This window comes from Aeromonas sp. WP2-W18-CRE-05, assembly GCF_014168615.1.
Lineage (GTDB): Bacteria > Pseudomonadota > Gammaproteobacteria > Enterobacterales > Aeromonadaceae > Aeromonas > Aeromonas caviae.
Genome location: NZ_AP021917.1, coordinates 4,134,823 through 4,151,075 on the forward strand (window position 1 = coordinate 4,134,823; position 16,253 = coordinate 4,151,075).

Below are 16,253 nucleotides of genomic sequence, written 5' to 3' on the forward strand. Positions count from 1 at the left end.
ATTACAGTACGTCGATGGCGTTCAGGTCGGAGAAGGCCTTCTCCAGACGCGCGATCATGGAAGTCTGACCGGCACGCAGCCATACGCGCGGATCGTAGAACTTCTTGTTCGGCTTGTCGGCACCTTCCGGGTTGCCCAGCTGGCCTTGCAGGTAGGCTTCGTTGGACTTGTAGAAGTTCAGCACGCCTTCCCAGGTCGCCCACTGGGTGTCGGTGTCGATGTTCATCTTCACCACGCCGTAGGAGATGGATTCGCGGATCTCTTCCAGGGTAGAGCCGGAGCCACCGTGGAACACGAAGTCCAGGGACTTGGCAGGCAGACCGAACTTCTCGGAGACGTACTTCTGGGAGTTGTCCAGGATCTTCGGAGTCAGCTTGACGTTACCCGGCTTGTACACACCGTGCACGTTGCCGAAGGAGGCAGCGATGGTGAAGCGCGGGCTGATCTTGGACAGACGCTCGTAGGCGTAGGCCACGTCTTCCGGCTGGGTGTACAGGGAGGATTGGTCCAGGTGGCTGTTGTCCACGCCGTCTTCTTCACCGCCGGTGCAGCCCAGTTCCAGCTCCAGAGTCATGTTCATCTTGGCCATGCGGGTCAGGTACTCGCAGCAGATGTCGATGTTCTCTTCCAGAGACTCTTCGGACAGATCCAGCATGTGGGAGGAGAACAGCGGCTTGCCGGTTTCGGCAAAGTGCTTCTCGCCCGCGTCCAGCAGACCGTCGATCCACGGCAGCAGCTTCTTGGCGGCGTGGTCGGTGTGCAGGATCACCGGCACACCGTAGGCTTCGGCAACGGCGTGCACGTGCTTGGCACCGGAGATGGCACCCAGGATGGCAGCTTGCTGGCCTTCCAGCTTCAGACCCTTGCCGGCGGTGAACACGGCACCACCGTTGGAGAACTGTACGATAACCGGGGCTTTGACCTTGGCAGCAGCTTCCAGCACGGCGTTCACGGAGTCGGTACCGACGCAGTTGACGGCCGGCAGAGCGAAGCCGTTTTCCTTGGCGATGGCGAACACTTTCTGAACGTCATCACCAGTGATCACGCCGGGTTTTACGAAGTCGAAAATTTTCTTAGACATGTTTAATCGTCCTGTCTCGTATGCCGTTAATAAAAAGTGGGGGGTTCATCATGAACCGGCACAGCGGCCACATGATAAACGAAACGGGAGGCTTTTGCCCCCCGTCCCGGGTCAATTAGGCTTTGGCGCGCTCTTCGAGAATCGCGACAGCCGGCAGTACCTTGCCTTCTACGAACTCCAGGAAGGCGCCGCCGCCGGTGGAGATGTAGGAGACCTTGTCGGCGATGCCGAACTTGTCGATGGCAGCCAGGGTGTCACCACCGCCAGCGATGGAGAAGGCCGGGGAAGCGGCGATGGCTTCGGCGATCACCTTGGTGCCTTCAGCGAACTGGTCGAACTCGAACACGCCGACCGGGCCGTTCCACAGGATGGTCTTGGCGTTCATGATGATGTCGGCCAGGGCCTTGGCGGAATCCGGACCGATGTCGAAGATCATGTCGCCGTCAGTCACGTCGGACACGGACTTGATGGTGGCCGGGGTGGATTCGGAGAATTCGCTACCCACAACCACGTCGGTGGTCACCGGAATGTTGGTTTCGGCAGCCAGTTTCTTGGCGGTGTCGATCAGATCGTGCTCGCACAGGGACTTGCCGACGTTGTGACCGGCAGCAGCGATGAAGGTGTTGGCGATGCCACCACCGACCACCAGCTGGTCAGCGATCTTGGAGAGGGATTCCAGTACGGTCAGCTTGGTGGAGACCTTGGAGCCGCCCACGATGGCAACCATGGGGCGCTCGGGCTTCAGCATGGCTTTGCCCAGCGCTTCCAGTTCACCAGCCAGCAGCGGGCCGGCACAAGCGACCGGAGCGAACTGAGCCACACCGTAGGTGGAGCCTTCGGCGCGGTGAGCAGTCCCGAACGCATCCATTACAAAGACGTCACACAGGGCGGCGTATTTTTTGGCCAGATCGATGGTGTTCTTCTTCTCGCCTTTGTTGAAGCGGCAGTTTTCCAGCACAACCAGCTCACCGGCGGCGACGTCTACGCCATCCAGGTAGTCTTTGGCCAGACGAACCGGGCAGGACAGTGCGTCTTTCAGATAGTTGACAACCGGAGCCAGGGAGAATTCTTCGTTGTATTCACCCTCGGTCGGACGACCCAGGTGGGAGGTGATCATCAGCTTGGCGCCCTTTTCCAGAGCCAGCTTGATGGTCGGCAGAGTCGCAACGATACGTGCATCGGAAGTGACCTTGCCGTCTTTTACCGGCACGTTCAGGTCAGCACGGATCAGAACGCGTTTGCCCGCCAGATCCAGGTCGGTCATCTTGATAACAGACATATTCAGTCCTCTATATATTTTCAGGTAATGTTAAAAAAACAGTAACCTTGCGCCCGGTGCAGACTTTCAGCCTGCGGCCATCATGGCCCGGGTGGTATCCAGCATGCGGTTGGCGAAGCCCCATTCGTTATCGCACCACATCAACATCTTGACGAGGTTGGCATCGCTGACCCGGGTCTGGGTACCATCAATGATGCAGGAGTGTGCATCATGATTAAAGTCTACGGAGACCAGTGGCTCTTCCGTGTAGTCCAGAATACCGTGTAATGTACCTCTGGATGCCCGTTGCAGGGCTTGATTTACGTCACTAACTGTCACTTTTTTACGAACAGTAATGCTCAGATCCATGGCGGTTACATTGATGGTGGGTACCCGCACCGCGATCGCCTCGAACTTGCCGGCGAAGTGGGGAAGGATACGTTCCAACCCCTTTGCCAGCTTGGTGTCCACCGGGATGATGGACTGGCTGGCTGCCCGGGTTCTGCGCAAGTCGCCGTGATAGGCATCGATGACTTGCTGATCGTGCATGGCCGAATGAATTGTCGTAATAGTACCACAATTTATCTCGAATTCTCGATGCAATGTTTCGATGACGGGGACCACGCAGTTGGTGGTGCAGGAGGCGTTGGAGACGATCCGCTCCCGCCCGGTCAGCACCTGGTGGTTGACCCCGTAGACGATGGTGGCGTCCACATCCGCGTCCGCCGGATGGGAGAAGAGCACCTTGCCCGCTCCCGCCCCCAGATGCAGCTCGGCATCGGCCCGGGAGCCGAACACCCCAGTGCAGTCCAGCACCACGTCCACCCCCAGCGCCCGCCACGGCAAGTTCGACGGATCCCGCTCGGCAAACAGGGCGATGAGATCCTCCCCCACCTGCATGCTGTTGCCCGCCAGTTGCACCGGATAGCGGAACCGGCCGTGGCTGGTGTCGAAGCGGGTCAGGTGCACCATGGCCTCGGGGGCCGCCAGCTCGTTGATGGCCACTATCTTGATGGTCTTGTCGCGGCCGCTCTCGTAGAGGGCCCGCAGCACGTTGCGGCCGATGCGGCCATAGCCGTTGATGGCAATCTTGATCATGGAAACGTTGTGTCCTTAGCTGCGACAAAGGGATGGGAGGAAGGGGCGACTCACGAGAGCAGTGCCTCGCGAAAGACGCCGCGGGCCAGCAGTGCGGCACCAAATACCCCGGCGCTGTCCCCCAGGGCCGGCGCTATCATGGGGGTGGCGAAACGGGGGTTGAACAGGAAGGGCAATACCGTTTCGCGCCCGGCGCGATAGAGGCTCTGCACATTGCCCACGCCGCCACCGATGACGATGACGTCCGGATCGAGAATATTGATCACGTTGGCCAGCGCCTGGCCGAACAGCAGGTGCAACCTGTCCATGGTGAGCCTGGCGACGTGATCATAGGCACTGGCCGCAGCAATCTGGGCGAGCGAGAGACGGCGTTTGGTCCTGGCCTCGTACCAGGCCTCCAGCGCCGGGCCGCTGATGAGGGTTTCGACGCAGCCGCGCTTGCCGCAGTAGCACTCTGGCCCCTCCGGCAACAGGACGTTGTGCCCCCACTCCCCGGCGATGCCGTGGTGACCGTTGAGGATCTGGCCGTTGATGACGATGCCGGCCCCGACCCCGGTGCCCATGATGATGCCAAACACCACTTTTGCATCGGGATGCTGCTGGCGCACCGCCCCCAGATGGGTTTCCGCCAGGGCGAAACAGTTGGCGTCGTTGGCGATGAGCACGGGGACGCCCAGCCTGCGCTCCAGATCTTCCTTGAGCGGCTTGCCGTTGAACTCGGTGGTGTTGCTGTTTTTCAGCAGCCCGGTCTGGGGGTCCCGGGCCCCCGGCGTCCCCATGCCGATGAGTGCAGGACGCTGACCGAGTTTGGCGGCACACTCGTCCACCAGTTTGGCGATCTGGCCCAGCATGTGCTGGTAGCCGCCGTGCCGTTCAGTGGGAATGCGGTGGCGCAGCAACACCTCGTCGCCATCGAGCACCACGCACTCGCACTTGGTCCCGCCAAGGTCGATGCCCCAATCCCACGCCCGCTTCTCCATCCAGCCTCCTGCCCTTCAACGACCCCATCCCGGCCACGACGGCCAACATGGGGGTGCAGTGTAACCCGAGCCGCGACCAGGATGCAGCCCCCTGTGTCACGGACAGCAAAACGGGGCCCGCAGGCCCCGTTCATCACGCTGTATGCCGCCCTCAGCGACCGTGGTATCGGGCGGAGAGCTCATGCACCGCGTTGACGAACACGCCGGCATGTTCCGGGTCCACATCCTGATGGATGCCGTGCCCCAGGTTGAAGACATGACCGTTGCCATGACCGAAACCGGCCAGAATGGTGGCGACCTCTTCGCGGATCCGCTCCGGGGTGGCGTAGAGCATGGAGGGATCCATGTTGCCCTGCAGCGCCACCTTGTCGCCCACCCGGCGTTTGGCGTCCTCGATGTCGGTGGTCCAGTCCAGCCCCAGGGCATCACAGCCGGTGGCGGCGATCTGCTCCAGCCACTGGCCGCCGTTCTTGGTGAACAGGGTGACCGGCACACGGCGGCCCTCATGTTCACGGATCAGGCCATCGACGATCTTGTGCATGTACTGCAGGGAAAAGTCGCGGTAATCCCGCGGGGTGAGCACGCCGCCCCAGGTATCGAACACCATGACCGCCTGGGCACCCGCCCTGATCTGGGCGTTGAGATAGCTAATCACGCTGTCCGCCAGCTTGTCGAGCAGCAGGTGCAGGGTCTGCGGCTCTGCATACATCATCTGCTTGATCTTGGTGAACGCCTTGGAGCTGCCCCCCTCCACCATGTAGGTGGCCAGGGTCCAGGGGCTGCCGGAGAAGCCGATGAGCGGCACGTCGCCCTTGAGCTCGCGGCGGATGGTGCGCACCGCATTCATCACGTAGCCGAGCTCGTCTTCCGGATCCGGGATGGGCAGGGCCTGCACGTCGGCCATGGAGGTGATCGGGCGCTCGAAGCGCGGGCCTTCCCCGTGTTCGAAGTAGAGGCCCAGCCCCATGGCATCGGGCACGGTCAGGATGTCGGAGAAGAGGATGGCAGCATCGAGTGGATAGCGGCGCAGGGGCTGCAAAGTGACTTCACAGGCCAGCTCGGCGTTGCGACACAGGGACATGAAATCCCCCGCAACGGCGCGGGTCGCCTTGTATTCCGGCAGATAACGGCCAGCCTGACGCATCATCCATACCGGGGTCATGTCCACTTCCTGGCGCAGCAGGGCACGCAGGTATCGATCGTTTTTCAGCTCTTTCATCCCAGTTCCTGAGTCATGTCACGCATAAAATGGCGGACATGATACCACTTTGTGCAAGGCTGAGGGCGCCCCTGACGCCGCACATCGCCGCAGGAGTGCAAAGATGTGAGGGGGCGCATACAAGCGCCCCTGTTTTCCCTCAACGCGCCTCGGCGAGGCACTGTTCGATGAGCCGGCGCGCTATGGTGCCATGAGGGGGCAAGCGCGGCAGCCGGTCAGCCTCAAAGAAATCGGCCGCCACCAGTTCGTCATCCTGCACCCGGATCTCGCCGTTCTCGTAGTCGGCGGTGAAGCCCATCATCAGGCTGTGGGGGAAGGGCCAGGGCTGGCTCGCCACGTAACGCACATTGGTCACCCGGATGCCGCTCTCCTCGAACACCTCCCGCGCCACGCACTGCTCCAGATTCTCCCCTGCCTCCACGAAGCCGGCCAGCACGGTATACATGGGATCATCCGCCTGATAGTGACGGCGGTGGGCTGCCAGCAAGATAGCCGGCCCCTTGCGCACCGCGACGATGATGCAAGGGGAGATGCGCGGATAGACGACATGGCCGTGATGACACCCCTGGGCCCACTCCCCTTCCCTCGGGGTCATGGGGGCGCCGCACTCACCGCAGAAACGATGGGTACGGCGAAAAGTGGCGAGCTGCCAGGCCCGTCCTGCGAGGCGAAAGCCCTCTTCGTCCCCCGCCACCATGAGCTGGCGCAGCGGGGCCATGGCCCCGGTCTCCGCCTCCGCCCCCAGATCCAGCAGATGGCAAGGCAGGCCGTCCCACTCGTCGAAGCGCTCGAAGGGGGCGGTGTGCAGATGGGTGGGCAAAACGGCGCGGGCCCCTTGTGGAATGCGCCCCTGTTCATCCAGCAGGACGAGGTGATCGCCCCCCAGCACGAACCAGAAGGCCTGTTCAGTTGATGACATATGATGAAGGCTCTTGTTGAGAATGCGCGCGGCACAGGATCGTTCACCTCATCTTACGAGCGGGAAGGGCCGATGGCGACCCCCGACATGGCCCTCTTCTCGCCAGACACACCATGAAAAAAGGCCGCCTCTGGCGACCTTTCATCCTGTTGACCGCCCGGGCGATCAGTTCATCCAGCGCTCGCTGCTCTTGCGACGGCGCGGGAGCATGGGCAGGAGGATCCCGAGCAGGATGCCGCCCCCCACCATGGCACCACCGCGGATGAACCAGTCCATCTGCATGTCGTGCTCACGGTTGTCATAGCTCTGGGTCAGGGCGTCGTTCTGTTCCTTGAGGCTGCTCATCTCGGCGCTCTGGCTGTCCAGACGGGCTTTGAGGCTGGCGATCTCCTTGCTCTGCTCGGCGATCTTGCCATCCTTCTCGGCGAAGCGTTTCTCGTTGTCGCCATTGAGGTTCAGCAGACGGGCCTTGGCTTCGTCCAGCTCTTTCTGAACCTGGGGAAGGCGTTCACGCAGGCTGATCTCCCCCTGCAGCTCGCTGTTCTTGATCCAGCCCTCGCGGCCACGACCGTCCACCACCTGGGTGAATCCGGCCTCCTGGTTTACCGCCTTGACCTCCAGCGGCTCACCGGCCTTGACGCTGCCGAGGATCCGGTACTGGGTACCCGGACCGTTGTGGATATAGGTAAAGATGTTGTCTGAAACATAGCGGGTATCGGCCAGTGCCTGTTGGGCACACAAGCAGATCAGGATCCCGAGAAGGGCGCGCATGGTCGATCGATTCTCTTCGTTGGATTAGGTTGCAGGCCGAATGTTAAGCCGCCTGCGGGTCAAAGGACAAGCAAAGAAAAGCGCCATCTCCCCGAGTGAGAGCTGTCTCGCAGCGCCGCCGGTTTGCCACGCGACCATTCCAGACGTCGTACCTACTTCTGTTTCAGCGCCTGTACCTCGGCGCGCAGGGCCTTGAGCTCTTTGAGCAGTTGCGCCTGCTGCTCGCTCTGCTGGCGTCGCCACACCGCGGTGTCGTCGTTGGTCTTGCCGGGATGGACGAACAGGCTGGCCATGAAGCCGCTGAGGGCGCCAAACAACCCCACTCCAAAGAGGATCAGCAGGCTGGCGACGAAGCGCCCCTCCTCCGTCTTGGGCACCAGATCCCCGTACCCCACGGTAGAGAGGGTCACCAGCGTCCACCAGAAGGCATCGTAAGGAGTCTGGATCTGGCTGCCGGGTTGCCCCGTTTCCAGCCAGTACATGACGCCGGAGCCGACCCCCAGCAACAGAAAGAAGAGGAAGAGAATGCCGGAGAGGGTGGTTTCGTTGCGTTCACGACGGAACATGGCCAGCAGATCCGGTCTGTCCCGGAGCAACTGGTAAACCCGCCACAGCTGGATGAGCCGCGCCCAGCGCAGTTGTTCCACCATGGGCAGGCTGCCGGGCAGATAGAACCAGTTGCTCTTGAAGAAGGCCATCCTGTCGGAGGCGCGCGCCCAGCCATAGGCGAAGTGAGCGAGGAAGAAGTAGCAGATCAGGCTGTCGACATCATAAAAGAGCTGCAAAGTTTGGGGGCTCAGTTCACCGTGCCCCAGCCAGCGAGCAGCCACCAGGCAAACCGAAATCACGGAGAGAAACCCCATCAGCAGATCCATGGTACGCAAATGAGTTAAGTGATGTCGCATACATTTTCCAACTTTAAGCACGGTGCAAATTAATAAAAAGGAAGATAATGCCGATAGCTATGACGGCAAAGGAATAATGGACGTTGAAAGGAGAAAAATTATGCAGTTGAACCCGCTGGAGAGGCGCATGAGCAACATCCGACTGGTGCCCAAGGTGGTGCTGCTCATGGTGTTCAGCACCCTGCTGCTGCTGGCCAAACTCTGGTTCGATGCCAGCAACCTGGAAGCGACCCTGCTCAGCGAGGGCATCGATGCCGCCATGGCCAACACCATCGCCGATCGCCTGCTCTGGACCGGGCTGGTGGAGACGGCGCTCATGGGGGTCGTCTTCGTGGTGCTGCTGCTCACCGGCTCCCGCCTCATGGTCAAGCAGGTGCACTATCTGGTGGGGCTGCTGGAGCGTTTCGCCAACAAGGATCTCAGCCACAGCGTGCTGCTCAAGTCCCGGGACGAGTTCGGCGACATCGCCAAGGCGGTGGCCCACTCCCAGGAGAACCTCAAGGAGGTGTTCGGGACCCAGCGTGCCGCCTGCAAGGAGCTCAACGAGCTCGCCTCCCAGGTGACTCTCTGTATGGATGAGGCGAACGAGGCCATCAACGAGGAGTTCACCCAGATTGAGCAGCTTGCCAGCGCCATGAGCCAGATGGTCGGTGCCATCCGCGAGGTGGCCAGCCATGCGGAGCAGGCCTCCCACGCCACCTTCGAGGCCAGCGCCCTGGCCGAGGAGGGCAGCCGCTGCGTCGCCGCCACCGTCAACACCATCGACACCCTATCCGGCAACATCCAGCGCTCCTCCACCGTGGTCAACGAGGTGGAGCACGGGGTCGATCGCATCGGCTCCGTGGTGGACACCATCCGCAGCATCTCGGAGCAGACCAACCTGCTGGCCCTGAACGCTGCCATCGAGGCCGCCCGCGCCGGTGAGGCGGGTCGCGGTTTTGCCGTGGTCGCCTCCGAGGTGCGCGAACTCGCGAACCGTGCCCAGGCGGCCACCGTCGAGATCCAGAAGATGATCGAGCAGCTTCAGGGCAACGCCCGCCAGGCCGTCGGCCTGATGGCCGAGAGCGTGCAGCAGGCGGACAAGGGGGTGGAGCAGGTGACCCAGGCAGGTACCCAGCTCGACACCATAGTGCAACGGGTGCAGGGAGTGGCCGACATGAACCGCCAGATCGCCGCCGCCTCCGAGCAGCAGAGCTCGGTGGCCGAGGAGATGAATGCCAACCTGGAGCAGGTCAAACAGGTGGTGGAAGGCTCCGTCGTGGTGCTGCGGGAGCTGAAAGATGCCTCCGAACTGGTGGAACACCACAGCCAGACGCTGGACAGCCATATCCAGGCCTTCAAGCTGGCCTGATGCTGGCGCCCATCGTCAAACCTTCAGGCTGGCCTGAGGTCGTGATTTGAGTACACTGAAAGGCCCCCTTAGGGGCCTTTCTTTTTTCATCACGGCAAGGAGCCAGGATGCAGACCACAGAACGTGCGCTTGAGATAAGCGACGACAAGGGACGCCTCGACGTCCCGCTCATTCACCGTTTCCTCAGTGAAGAGGCCTACTGGTGCCTCGGCATTCCCCTCGCCACCCTGCAGCGGGCCATCAACCACTCCCTGTGCTTCGGAGCCTATCTCGACGGCCAGCAGGTCGCCTTCGCCCGGGTCATCACCGACAAGGCCACCTTCGGTTATCTCGCCGACGTCTTCGTGCTGCCCGAACATCGCGGGCGCGGCCACAGCAAGGCCCTGGTGGCAGCCATCCTCGCCCACCCGGAGCTGCAAGGGCTGCGCCGTCTCTCTCTCGCCACCTCCGATGCCCACGGCCTCTACGCCGGCTTCGGTTTTGTGCCGCCGAGAAGCCCCGGCAGCCTGATGGAAATCTACGACCCCGAGATCTACCGGCGTCCCTGAGCCCGGCCGATCGCCAGATCCGTTGCCGGATCACCTTCCGGGCAGCGGCGCTGTGACGCCAGCGCCCGGGAGTGCTAGATTGGCAGCCGGCATTTCACTCTCCCTGCAGACTCGTCAACCACAAGGATGGCAACCGTGGCCCAGCACTCTCCCTCTTTCTCCGCCTTCTCCCCCTTGTTGCAGGAGCAGGCCCTGCGCCACTGGCAGCGGCTGCTCGCCCTGGCGCCCCAGTATGACGCTCTGCCCGAGCCCACCCGCCAGACCCTGCTGACCCTGCTCGGCCTCTCCGACTTTGTCGCCGACTCCCTCATCAAGCAACCGGGGCTGCTGGCCGAGACCCTGGCATCGGACGCACTGACCCGGGCCGAGCGCTGGCCCGCCTATGAACCTGAACTCGCAGCCCTGCTCGCCGAGGTCGCGGACGAGGAGGCGCTCAAGCGCATCCTGCGCCAGTTCCGCCGCAGCCGCATGCTGGTGATCGCCTGGCGCGAGCTGCTCGGGGAGTCCGAGGTCGAAGAGAGCTTCATCCATCTCACCAGGCTGGCGGATGCCCTCATCTGTGGAGCCCGCGACTGGCTCTACGCCAAACAGTGCAGCGAGCTGGGCACCCCCATGGACGGCGATGGTAACCCCCAGCCGCTGCTCATCCTCGGGATGGGCAAGCTCGGCGGCGGCGAGCTCAATTTCTCCTCGGACATCGACCTTATCTTCACCTTCCCCGAGAACGGCTACACCGTTGGCGGGCGGCGGGAGCTCGCCAACCAGCAGTTCTTCATCAAGCTGGGGCAGCGTCTCATCAACGCCCTCCACCAGCCCACCCAGGATGGTCAGGTGTTCCGGGTCGACATGCGGCTGCGCCCCTTTGGCGATGCGGGGCCGCTCGCCATCTCGTTTGCCGCCATGGAGGACTACTACCAGCATCACGGCCGCAACTGGGAGCGCTACGCCATGGTCAAGGCGCGGGTGCTGGGCCCCCAGTGTGAACACGCCATGGCCCTGACCGAACTGCTGCGCCCCTTCGTGTTCCGCCGCTACATCGACTTCGGCGTCATCGACGGCCTGCGCCAGATGAAGGCGATGATCGCCGCCGAGGTGCGCCGCAAGGGACTGGAGGGCAACATCAAGCTGGGGGCCGGGGGCATTCGCGAGGTGGAGTTTATCGCCCAGGCGCTGCAACTCATCCGTGGCGGGCGCGAGCCCGCCCTGCGGGTACGCCACCTGCCCGAGGCGCTGGCCGCCATCGCCCAGGGGGGGGCCCTGGAGGGGAGCCAGTGCGAACGCCTGCTAACCGCCTATCGCTTCCTGCGCCGGGTGGAAAACATCTTGCAGGAGATCGGCGATCAGCAGACCCAGACTCTGCCCACCGAGGAGCGGGATCGCCAACGGCTCATCGCCACCCTCGGCTTTACCGACTGGGACGCCTTCATGGCCCACCTCGATGAGGAGATGGCCGCCGTCCATCAGGAGTTCGTCGCCGTGGTGGGGGAAGAGAAGGAGGCCCCCGCCCACCTGGAACAGCTCTGGCTCGATCTCTGGCGCACCGAGCTTGATGCCGCCGAGCTGGAAAAACTGCTGACCACGCAGGGAGTGGTGGAGCCCGCCCCCCTCTGCGCCGCCCTGCTGCGTTTCAAGGAGGAGTACAAGCGCCGTCAGGTGGGGCCCCAGGGGCGCATCGCCCTGGACTGGCTGATGCCGGAGCTGCTGCGCCTGGTGGTGGCGAGCCGCGAGCCCGCCCGCCTGTTCGAGCGGGTCTGCACCCTGCTGACCCGCATCTTCACCCGCAGCGCCTATCTGCAACTGCTGGCGGAAAACCCCGCCGCCCTGCGCCAGCTGGTGCGCCTGTGTGACGAGAGCAACCTGGTGAGCGAGCAGCTGGCCCGCTACCCCATCCTGCTGGACGAGCTGCTGGATCCCCAGCACCTCTACCACCCCACCCCGCTGGATCAGTACAAACCCCAGCTGCGCCAGTTCCTGCTGCGCATCCCCGAGGAGGACGTGGAGCAGCAGATGGAGGCGCTGCGCCAGTTCAAGCAGGTGCAGCTCCTGCGCATCGTCGCCGCCGACATCGCCGGCGCCCTGCCGCTGATGAAGGTGAGCGACCACCTCACCTGGCTGGCGGAGGCGATCACCGAGGAGGTGGTCAATCAGGCCTGGGCCCAGATGAGCGAACGCTACGGGGTGCCGCCCGAGGTGGCGGTGAGCGGCCAGCGCGGCTTTGCGGTGGTGGCCTACGGCAAGCTGGGGGGCATCGAGCTGGGCTACGGCTCGGATCTCGATCTGGTGTTCCTGCACGGCGGCGACCCCAACAGCTACACCGACGGTCGCAAGCCCATCGACAGCCGCCAGTTCTACCTGCGCCTGGCCCAGCGGATCCTGCATCTGTTCAGCACCCGCACTCCGTCCGGCATCCTCTACGAGATCGACATGCGGCTGCGCCCCTCCGGCGACGCAGGCCTGCTGGTCTCATCGCTGTCGGCCTATGAGCAGTACCAGCAGCAGGAAGCCTGGACCTGGGAGCATCAGGCCCTGGTGCGAGCCCGTCCCATCTATGGCGATGATGCCGTGGTCGCCGAATTTGCCCGCATTCGCCGCGACGTGCTGGCCAAGGAACGGGATCTGCCCACCCTGGCCCGCGAAGTGCGGGAGATGCGCCACAAGATGCGGGATCACCTGCTCAAGGCGGGAGAGGGAGAGTTCGATCTCAAGCAGTCCCCCGGCGGCATGGTGGACATCGAGTTCATCGCCCAGTACCTGGTGCTGGCCCATGCCTGCGGTGAGCCGGACGCCCTCACCCGCTGGTCAGACAATGTGCGCATCTTCGATGAGTGCGTGATGGCGGGGGTACTCACACTGGAGCAGGCAGAGGGGCTGAAACAGGCCTATCTGGAGATCCGCAACCTCGGCCATCGCCTCAACCTCTCGGAGATCTCCCGCAAGGTGAGCGACGATCAGCTGCAGAGTGAGCGGAGCCATGTGCTGGCGGTCTGGCAACAGCTGCTGGGAGAATAAGCAGAAGGGGCGCCATGGCGCCCCTTCTCGTTGACGAGAGGCTTGTTGAAGATGACCTAGCGCCCGCCCGCCACATCGATAAAGGTGCCGGTGGCATAGGAGGCCTCGTCCGACAGCAGCCAGGCGATGGCGGCCGCCACCTCACGGGGTTCGCCGCCCCGTTGCAGGGGAATATTGCCCTTGATCCTGTCCACCCGGCCGGGCTCGCCGCCGTCGGCATGCATCTCGGTGTAGATGAAACCAGGACGCACCCCGTTGACCCGGATCCCCTGAGCCGCCAGCTCCAGCGACAAGCCTCTGGTCAGCACGTCGACGGCCCCCTTGGCGGCGGCATAATCCACGTACTCCCCGGGGGAGCCCAGGCGCGCGGCGGCGGAAGAGACGTTGACGATGGCGCCCCCCGCCGTCATGCGGCGCACCGCCTCGCGGCAGCAGAGAAAGCAGCTGGTGACATTGGTGGTCAGGGTCTGGTTGATGCGCTCTGCGCTCATCTCCAGCACCCGCATCTGGGGCTGCAACCTGCCGGCGTTGTTCACCAGATGAGTGACGGGGCCGAGCCGCGCGTCCATCTCCTCGAACAGGCGCACCACCTCGGCCTCCACGCTGACATCGGCCTGCACCGCAATGCACTCGACCGGATGGGTGGCCAGGATCTCGGCCACCACCGCCTCGGCGGACGCCCTGTCCTGACGATAGTTGAGACAGAGATGGTAACCCTGCGCCGCCAGATAGCGGGCTGTCGCGGCCCCGATACCTCTGCCGCCGCCGGTGATCAACACCCGTTTGTTCATGAACCCTCCTGGTTCCCGGTTTCGAAGACTGTTTCGCATAGTACCTCATGTTGCCGACCACACCTCGTCCCGTAACGCCCGGCACCACAGCAAAGAGCCCGCACGGGGCGGGCTCTTGATGGCAACAACGGGAGGCTGGCTATTTGAACAGGCCCTTGAGCAGCTGGTCCGCCACCCCCTTCACCCCTTCGTTGTCGGCCTTGTCACCCAGCAGCTTCTTGAGACCGCGCTCGGCCTCCTTGCGGGCCTTCTCCTCCAGCACCTTGTTGTTGCTGAGCAGTGCCTTCACGTCGAGCTTGTAGCTCGGCGCCTGCCAGTGGCCGCCGATGCGCACCGGTATAGTGATGTCCTTGAGCTCATCCACCGTCTTGCCCCCCTGCCCCTTGCTGCTCTCCACCACGGAGGTGAGGAACAGGAAGTCGAGGGTCTCCGGCACCAGGGCGGTCTGGCCCTGCCCCTTCACCCGCAGGGCGGGGGCAAAGAGCTGGATGTCATCGCTCCTGGCAATCCCGTTGGCAATCTGGAAGCTGGCGGTGAGGGCGCTGAAATCGGTCTTGCGCACCTCCTTCACCTGATCCGCCCCCTTACCAGTCAGGGTGGCCCGCGCCTCGCGGATCATCTCCGCCAGGTTGATGCCGTGCAGGGCGCCATCGCTCAACTTGAGCTTCACCTGGCCCTGCATCCGGCTGCGCAGCGCCTGCTCGGAAAGACCGCTACCCTGCACCTCGACCTCCAGATCCCCCTTGCCTTCCAGCAGGTCGGTCTGGGCCAGGGTCTGCAGCAGCGGCCGCACATCGACTCCCTGCACCCGCTTGTGCACCTGATAGCGGGCCGGCTGCTGACGGGCATCGAGCACGCCGCTGGCGGTCACCTGGCCGCCGGCCACCCCGGCACTGAACTGCTTGAGGGTGAGCTGACCACCGGCCAGGGCCAGTTGCAGATCCACGGCGCTCAGATCCAGCCCCTTGAGGCGCAGGCTGCCCAGTTGCAGGCTGCCAGACAGGTCCACCGACTTGAGGGCGGTCAGATCAGGCTCTACCGTGGAGAGCGCCCTGTTGGCGGGCGCCGCTGCCTGATCCTTTGCTCCGGCCGATGCAGCCGCTCCCGAGGTGGCCGCAGCGGACGCCGTCCTGGCTGGCTGACCCAGCCAACTGTCCAGGTCGAGCTTGGCCCCCTTGAGGTCAAAGTCCACTTTGGGTACGGCCCCCAGACGAACGGCGCCGCTGCCGCTCAGCAGGGCATCGTCCGCCCCCAGCACCAGGTTGCTGAGGGTGACGGCCTGCTTGTCCAGCTCGGCGCGGGCAAAGCCAGCGAGCTTGAGCTGCATCTGCGGGCGCGGCAGGGCATCACCGCTCAGCTTGGCGGCCAGCACGGCATCCGACAGCTCCAGCAGTTGCCGGTTTTCATCGAGGCGCGCCTTGAGGGTCCCCTCCAGCGTACCGGCCAGGGTCGGCTTGTCCGCCGCCCCCTGTGCCCCTTGCAGACTGAGGGTGAGGCTGCTCCACTGCCCCAGTGCCAGCCGGTCGGCCTTGAGGGAGAAAGCATCCAGCCGCTGGGTCGGTTCGCTCAGGCTCCCCGCCAGTGCGACATCTTTCAGCTCGCTGCGGCTGGCATCGGACGCTAGCTTGAGCTGGGCCGACCCCTTGAGATCAAACGCCAGCTCACCCTGGGCCCCCTTGGCGGCCAGGGTCACCGATACCCACTCCCCCGGGGTCAACTGCCCCAGATCGAGATCCAGCCGGTCGAGCCGGGAGACGGTACCGCTGCGGTCGTCCCGCACCAGGGCGCTGGCATCCACCAGCGCGATGCCTTGCAGGCTGATCTGCCAGGGCTGCTTGTCACTGGCGGCTGGGGGCGTCGTTGCGGCAGGCTCGGAGGCCGCCTCCTCCTTGGGGTCGGCGGAGGCCTTGAGCAGGTCACTCAGGTTGGAACTGCCGTCAGCCTTGGTCTGGATAAAGAGATGGGCGCCGCTCAGGGTCACCTTGCCGATCTCAAGCCGGTGGGAGAGCAGCGGCAGCAAGCCTACCGAGGCCTCACCCTGCTCGAATCGCACCAGGTCGGACTCGGCGAAACCGGCGGGGTTGCGCAGCGCCACCTTCTCGAGGGAGAGGCCGAGGCTTGGCCAGAAACGCCAGCCGATATCCCCTTGTATCACCAGCTCGCGGCCGGTGCTCTTGCGCACCTGTTCCACCAGCTGGGGCTTGAACTGGTTGGGATCGATGAGGGACACCAGGGCGGCGATGGCCACCACGGCCGCCAGCGCCAACCCCAGCAGGATGTAGATGATCTTCTTCACGATGGACTCCTTGAATGCGGATCTTGT

At 63.7% G+C, this 16,253-nt stretch carries 13 protein-coding genes; 3 read left to right on the forward strand and 10 right to left on the reverse strand.

Features of this window, described 5'->3' with window-relative positions; translation table 11 throughout:
* Window position 1 precedes the first annotated feature (1 nt).
* The 8 genes from fbaA to H7R73_RS19315 all read right to left on the reverse strand — a co-directional run bounded on the left by fbaA (window position 2) and on the right by H7R73_RS19315 (window position 8,231).
* Entirely contained in the window at window positions 2-1,081 is a 1,080-nt protein-coding gene (fbaA, locus tag H7R73_RS19280; protein WP_010675658.1) for a class II fructose-bisphosphate aldolase, read from the reverse strand.
* A 115-nt stretch (window positions 1,082-1,196) separates the two neighbouring features.
* Window positions 1,197-2,360, reverse strand: a complete 1,164-nt coding sequence (locus tag H7R73_RS19285; protein ID WP_010675659.1) for a phosphoglycerate kinase — start codon at window positions 2,358-2,360, stop codon at window positions 1,197-1,199.
* Window positions 2,361-2,426: 66 nt separating this feature from the next.
* Window positions 2,427-3,437 carry an erythrose-4-phosphate dehydrogenase gene (gene epd / locus H7R73_RS19290; protein ID WP_041211676.1) on the reverse strand — a complete coding sequence of 337 codons (1,011 nt, stop codon included), beginning with the start codon at window positions 3,435-3,437 and terminating at the stop codon, window positions 2,427-2,429.
* Between the two features lie 50 nt (window positions 3,438-3,487).
* On the reverse strand, window positions 3,488-4,417 hold the full coding sequence (locus H7R73_RS19295; RefSeq protein WP_103259545.1) for an ROK family protein: 930 nt from the start codon (window positions 4,415-4,417) through the stop codon (window positions 3,488-3,490).
* A gap of 151 nt (window positions 4,418-4,568) precedes the next feature.
* On the reverse strand, window positions 4,569-5,636 hold the full coding sequence (hemE, locus tag H7R73_RS19300) for a uroporphyrinogen decarboxylase (protein ID WP_103259544.1): 1,068 nt from the start codon (window positions 5,634-5,636) through the stop codon (window positions 4,569-4,571).
* A gap of 139 nt (window positions 5,637-5,775) precedes the next feature.
* Entirely contained in the window at window positions 5,776-6,555 is a 780-nt protein-coding gene (gene nudC, locus H7R73_RS19305; RefSeq protein ID WP_103259543.1) for an NAD(+) diphosphatase, read from the reverse strand.
* A 165-nt stretch (window positions 6,556-6,720) separates the two neighbouring features.
* Window positions 6,721-7,326 (reverse strand): TIGR04211 family SH3 domain-containing protein, encoded by a 606-nt coding sequence (locus H7R73_RS19310; protein WP_010675664.1) that lies wholly within the window; start codon window positions 7,324-7,326, stop codon window positions 6,721-6,723.
* A 152-nt stretch (window positions 7,327-7,478) separates the two neighbouring features.
* On the reverse strand, window positions 7,479-8,231 hold the full coding sequence (locus H7R73_RS19315) for a potassium channel family protein (RefSeq protein WP_029314808.1): 753 nt from the start codon (window positions 8,229-8,231) through the stop codon (window positions 7,479-7,481).
* A gap of 100 nt (window positions 8,232-8,331) precedes the next feature.
* Here H7R73_RS19315 and H7R73_RS19320 point away from each other — a divergent pair, with 100 nt between their 5' ends.
* The 3 genes from H7R73_RS19320 (at window position 8,332) to glnE (ending at window position 13,139) form a co-directional block, all read left to right on the forward strand.
* Complete coding sequence (locus H7R73_RS19320; RefSeq protein ID WP_103259542.1) at window positions 8,332-9,582, forward strand: methyl-accepting chemotaxis protein; 1,251 nt, start codon at window positions 8,332-8,334, stop codon at window positions 9,580-9,582.
* Between the two features lie 107 nt (window positions 9,583-9,689).
* On the forward strand, window positions 9,690-10,130 hold the full coding sequence (locus H7R73_RS19325) for a GNAT family N-acetyltransferase (RefSeq protein WP_010675667.1): 441 nt from the start codon (window positions 9,690-9,692) through the stop codon (window positions 10,128-10,130).
* Between the two features lie 135 nt (window positions 10,131-10,265).
* Window positions 10,266-13,139 carry a bifunctional [glutamate--ammonia ligase]-adenylyl-L-tyrosine phosphorylase/[glutamate--ammonia-ligase] adenylyltransferase gene (gene glnE / locus H7R73_RS19330; protein WP_232092708.1) on the forward strand — a complete coding sequence of 958 codons (2,874 nt, stop codon included), beginning with the start codon at window positions 10,266-10,268 and terminating at the stop codon, window positions 13,137-13,139.
* A gap of 56 nt (window positions 13,140-13,195) precedes the next feature.
* Here the strand turns inward: glnE and H7R73_RS19335 are convergent, their stop codons facing one another.
* Window positions 13,196-13,930 carry an SDR family oxidoreductase gene (locus H7R73_RS19335; protein ID WP_103259540.1) on the reverse strand — a complete coding sequence of 245 codons (735 nt, stop codon included), beginning with the start codon at window positions 13,928-13,930 and terminating at the stop codon, window positions 13,196-13,198.
* A 139-nt stretch (window positions 13,931-14,069) separates the two neighbouring features.
* Complete coding sequence (locus H7R73_RS19340; RefSeq protein ID WP_182951369.1) at window positions 14,070-16,226, reverse strand: AsmA family protein; 2,157 nt, start codon at window positions 16,224-16,226, stop codon at window positions 14,070-14,072.
* Window positions 16,227-16,253 lie beyond the last annotated feature (27 nt).

Bases quoted from the DNA above. Each gene is read 5' to 3' on its own strand.
- H7R73_RS19315 (WP_029314808.1), bottom strand. From the start codon at position 8,231: ATGCGACATCACTTAACTCATTTGCGTACCATGGATCTGCTGATGGGG.
- epd (WP_041211676.1), bottom strand. From the start codon at position 3,437: ATGATCAAGATTGCCATCAACGGCTATGGCCGCATCGGCCGCAACGTG.
- H7R73_RS19320 (WP_103259542.1), top strand. From the start codon at position 8,332: ATGCAGTTGAACCCGCTGGAGAGGCGCATGAGCAACATCCGACTGGTG.
- H7R73_RS19325 (WP_010675667.1), top strand. From the start codon at position 9,690: ATGCAGACCACAGAACGTGCGCTTGAGATAAGCGACGACAAGGGACGC.
- fbaA (WP_010675658.1), bottom strand. From the start codon at position 1,081: ATGTCTAAGAAAATTTTCGACTTCGTAAAACCCGGCGTGATCACTGGT.
- nudC (WP_103259543.1), bottom strand. From the start codon at position 6,555: ATGTCATCAACTGAACAGGCCTTCTGGTTCGTGCTGGGGGGCGATCAC.
- H7R73_RS19285 (WP_010675659.1), bottom strand. From the start codon at position 2,360: ATGTCTGTTATCAAGATGACCGACCTGGATCTGGCGGGCAAACGCGTT.
- H7R73_RS19310 (WP_010675664.1), bottom strand. From the start codon at position 7,326: ATGCGCGCCCTTCTCGGGATCCTGATCTGCTTGTGTGCCCAACAGGCA.
- H7R73_RS19335 (WP_103259540.1), bottom strand. From the start codon at position 13,930: ATGAACAAACGGGTGTTGATCACCGGCGGCGGCAGAGGTATCGGGGCC.
- H7R73_RS19295 (WP_103259545.1), bottom strand. From the start codon at position 4,417: ATGGAGAAGCGGGCGTGGGATTGGGGCATCGACCTTGGCGGGACCAAG.
- hemE (WP_103259544.1), bottom strand. From the start codon at position 5,636: ATGAAAGAGCTGAAAAACGATCGATACCTGCGTGCCCTGCTGCGCCAG.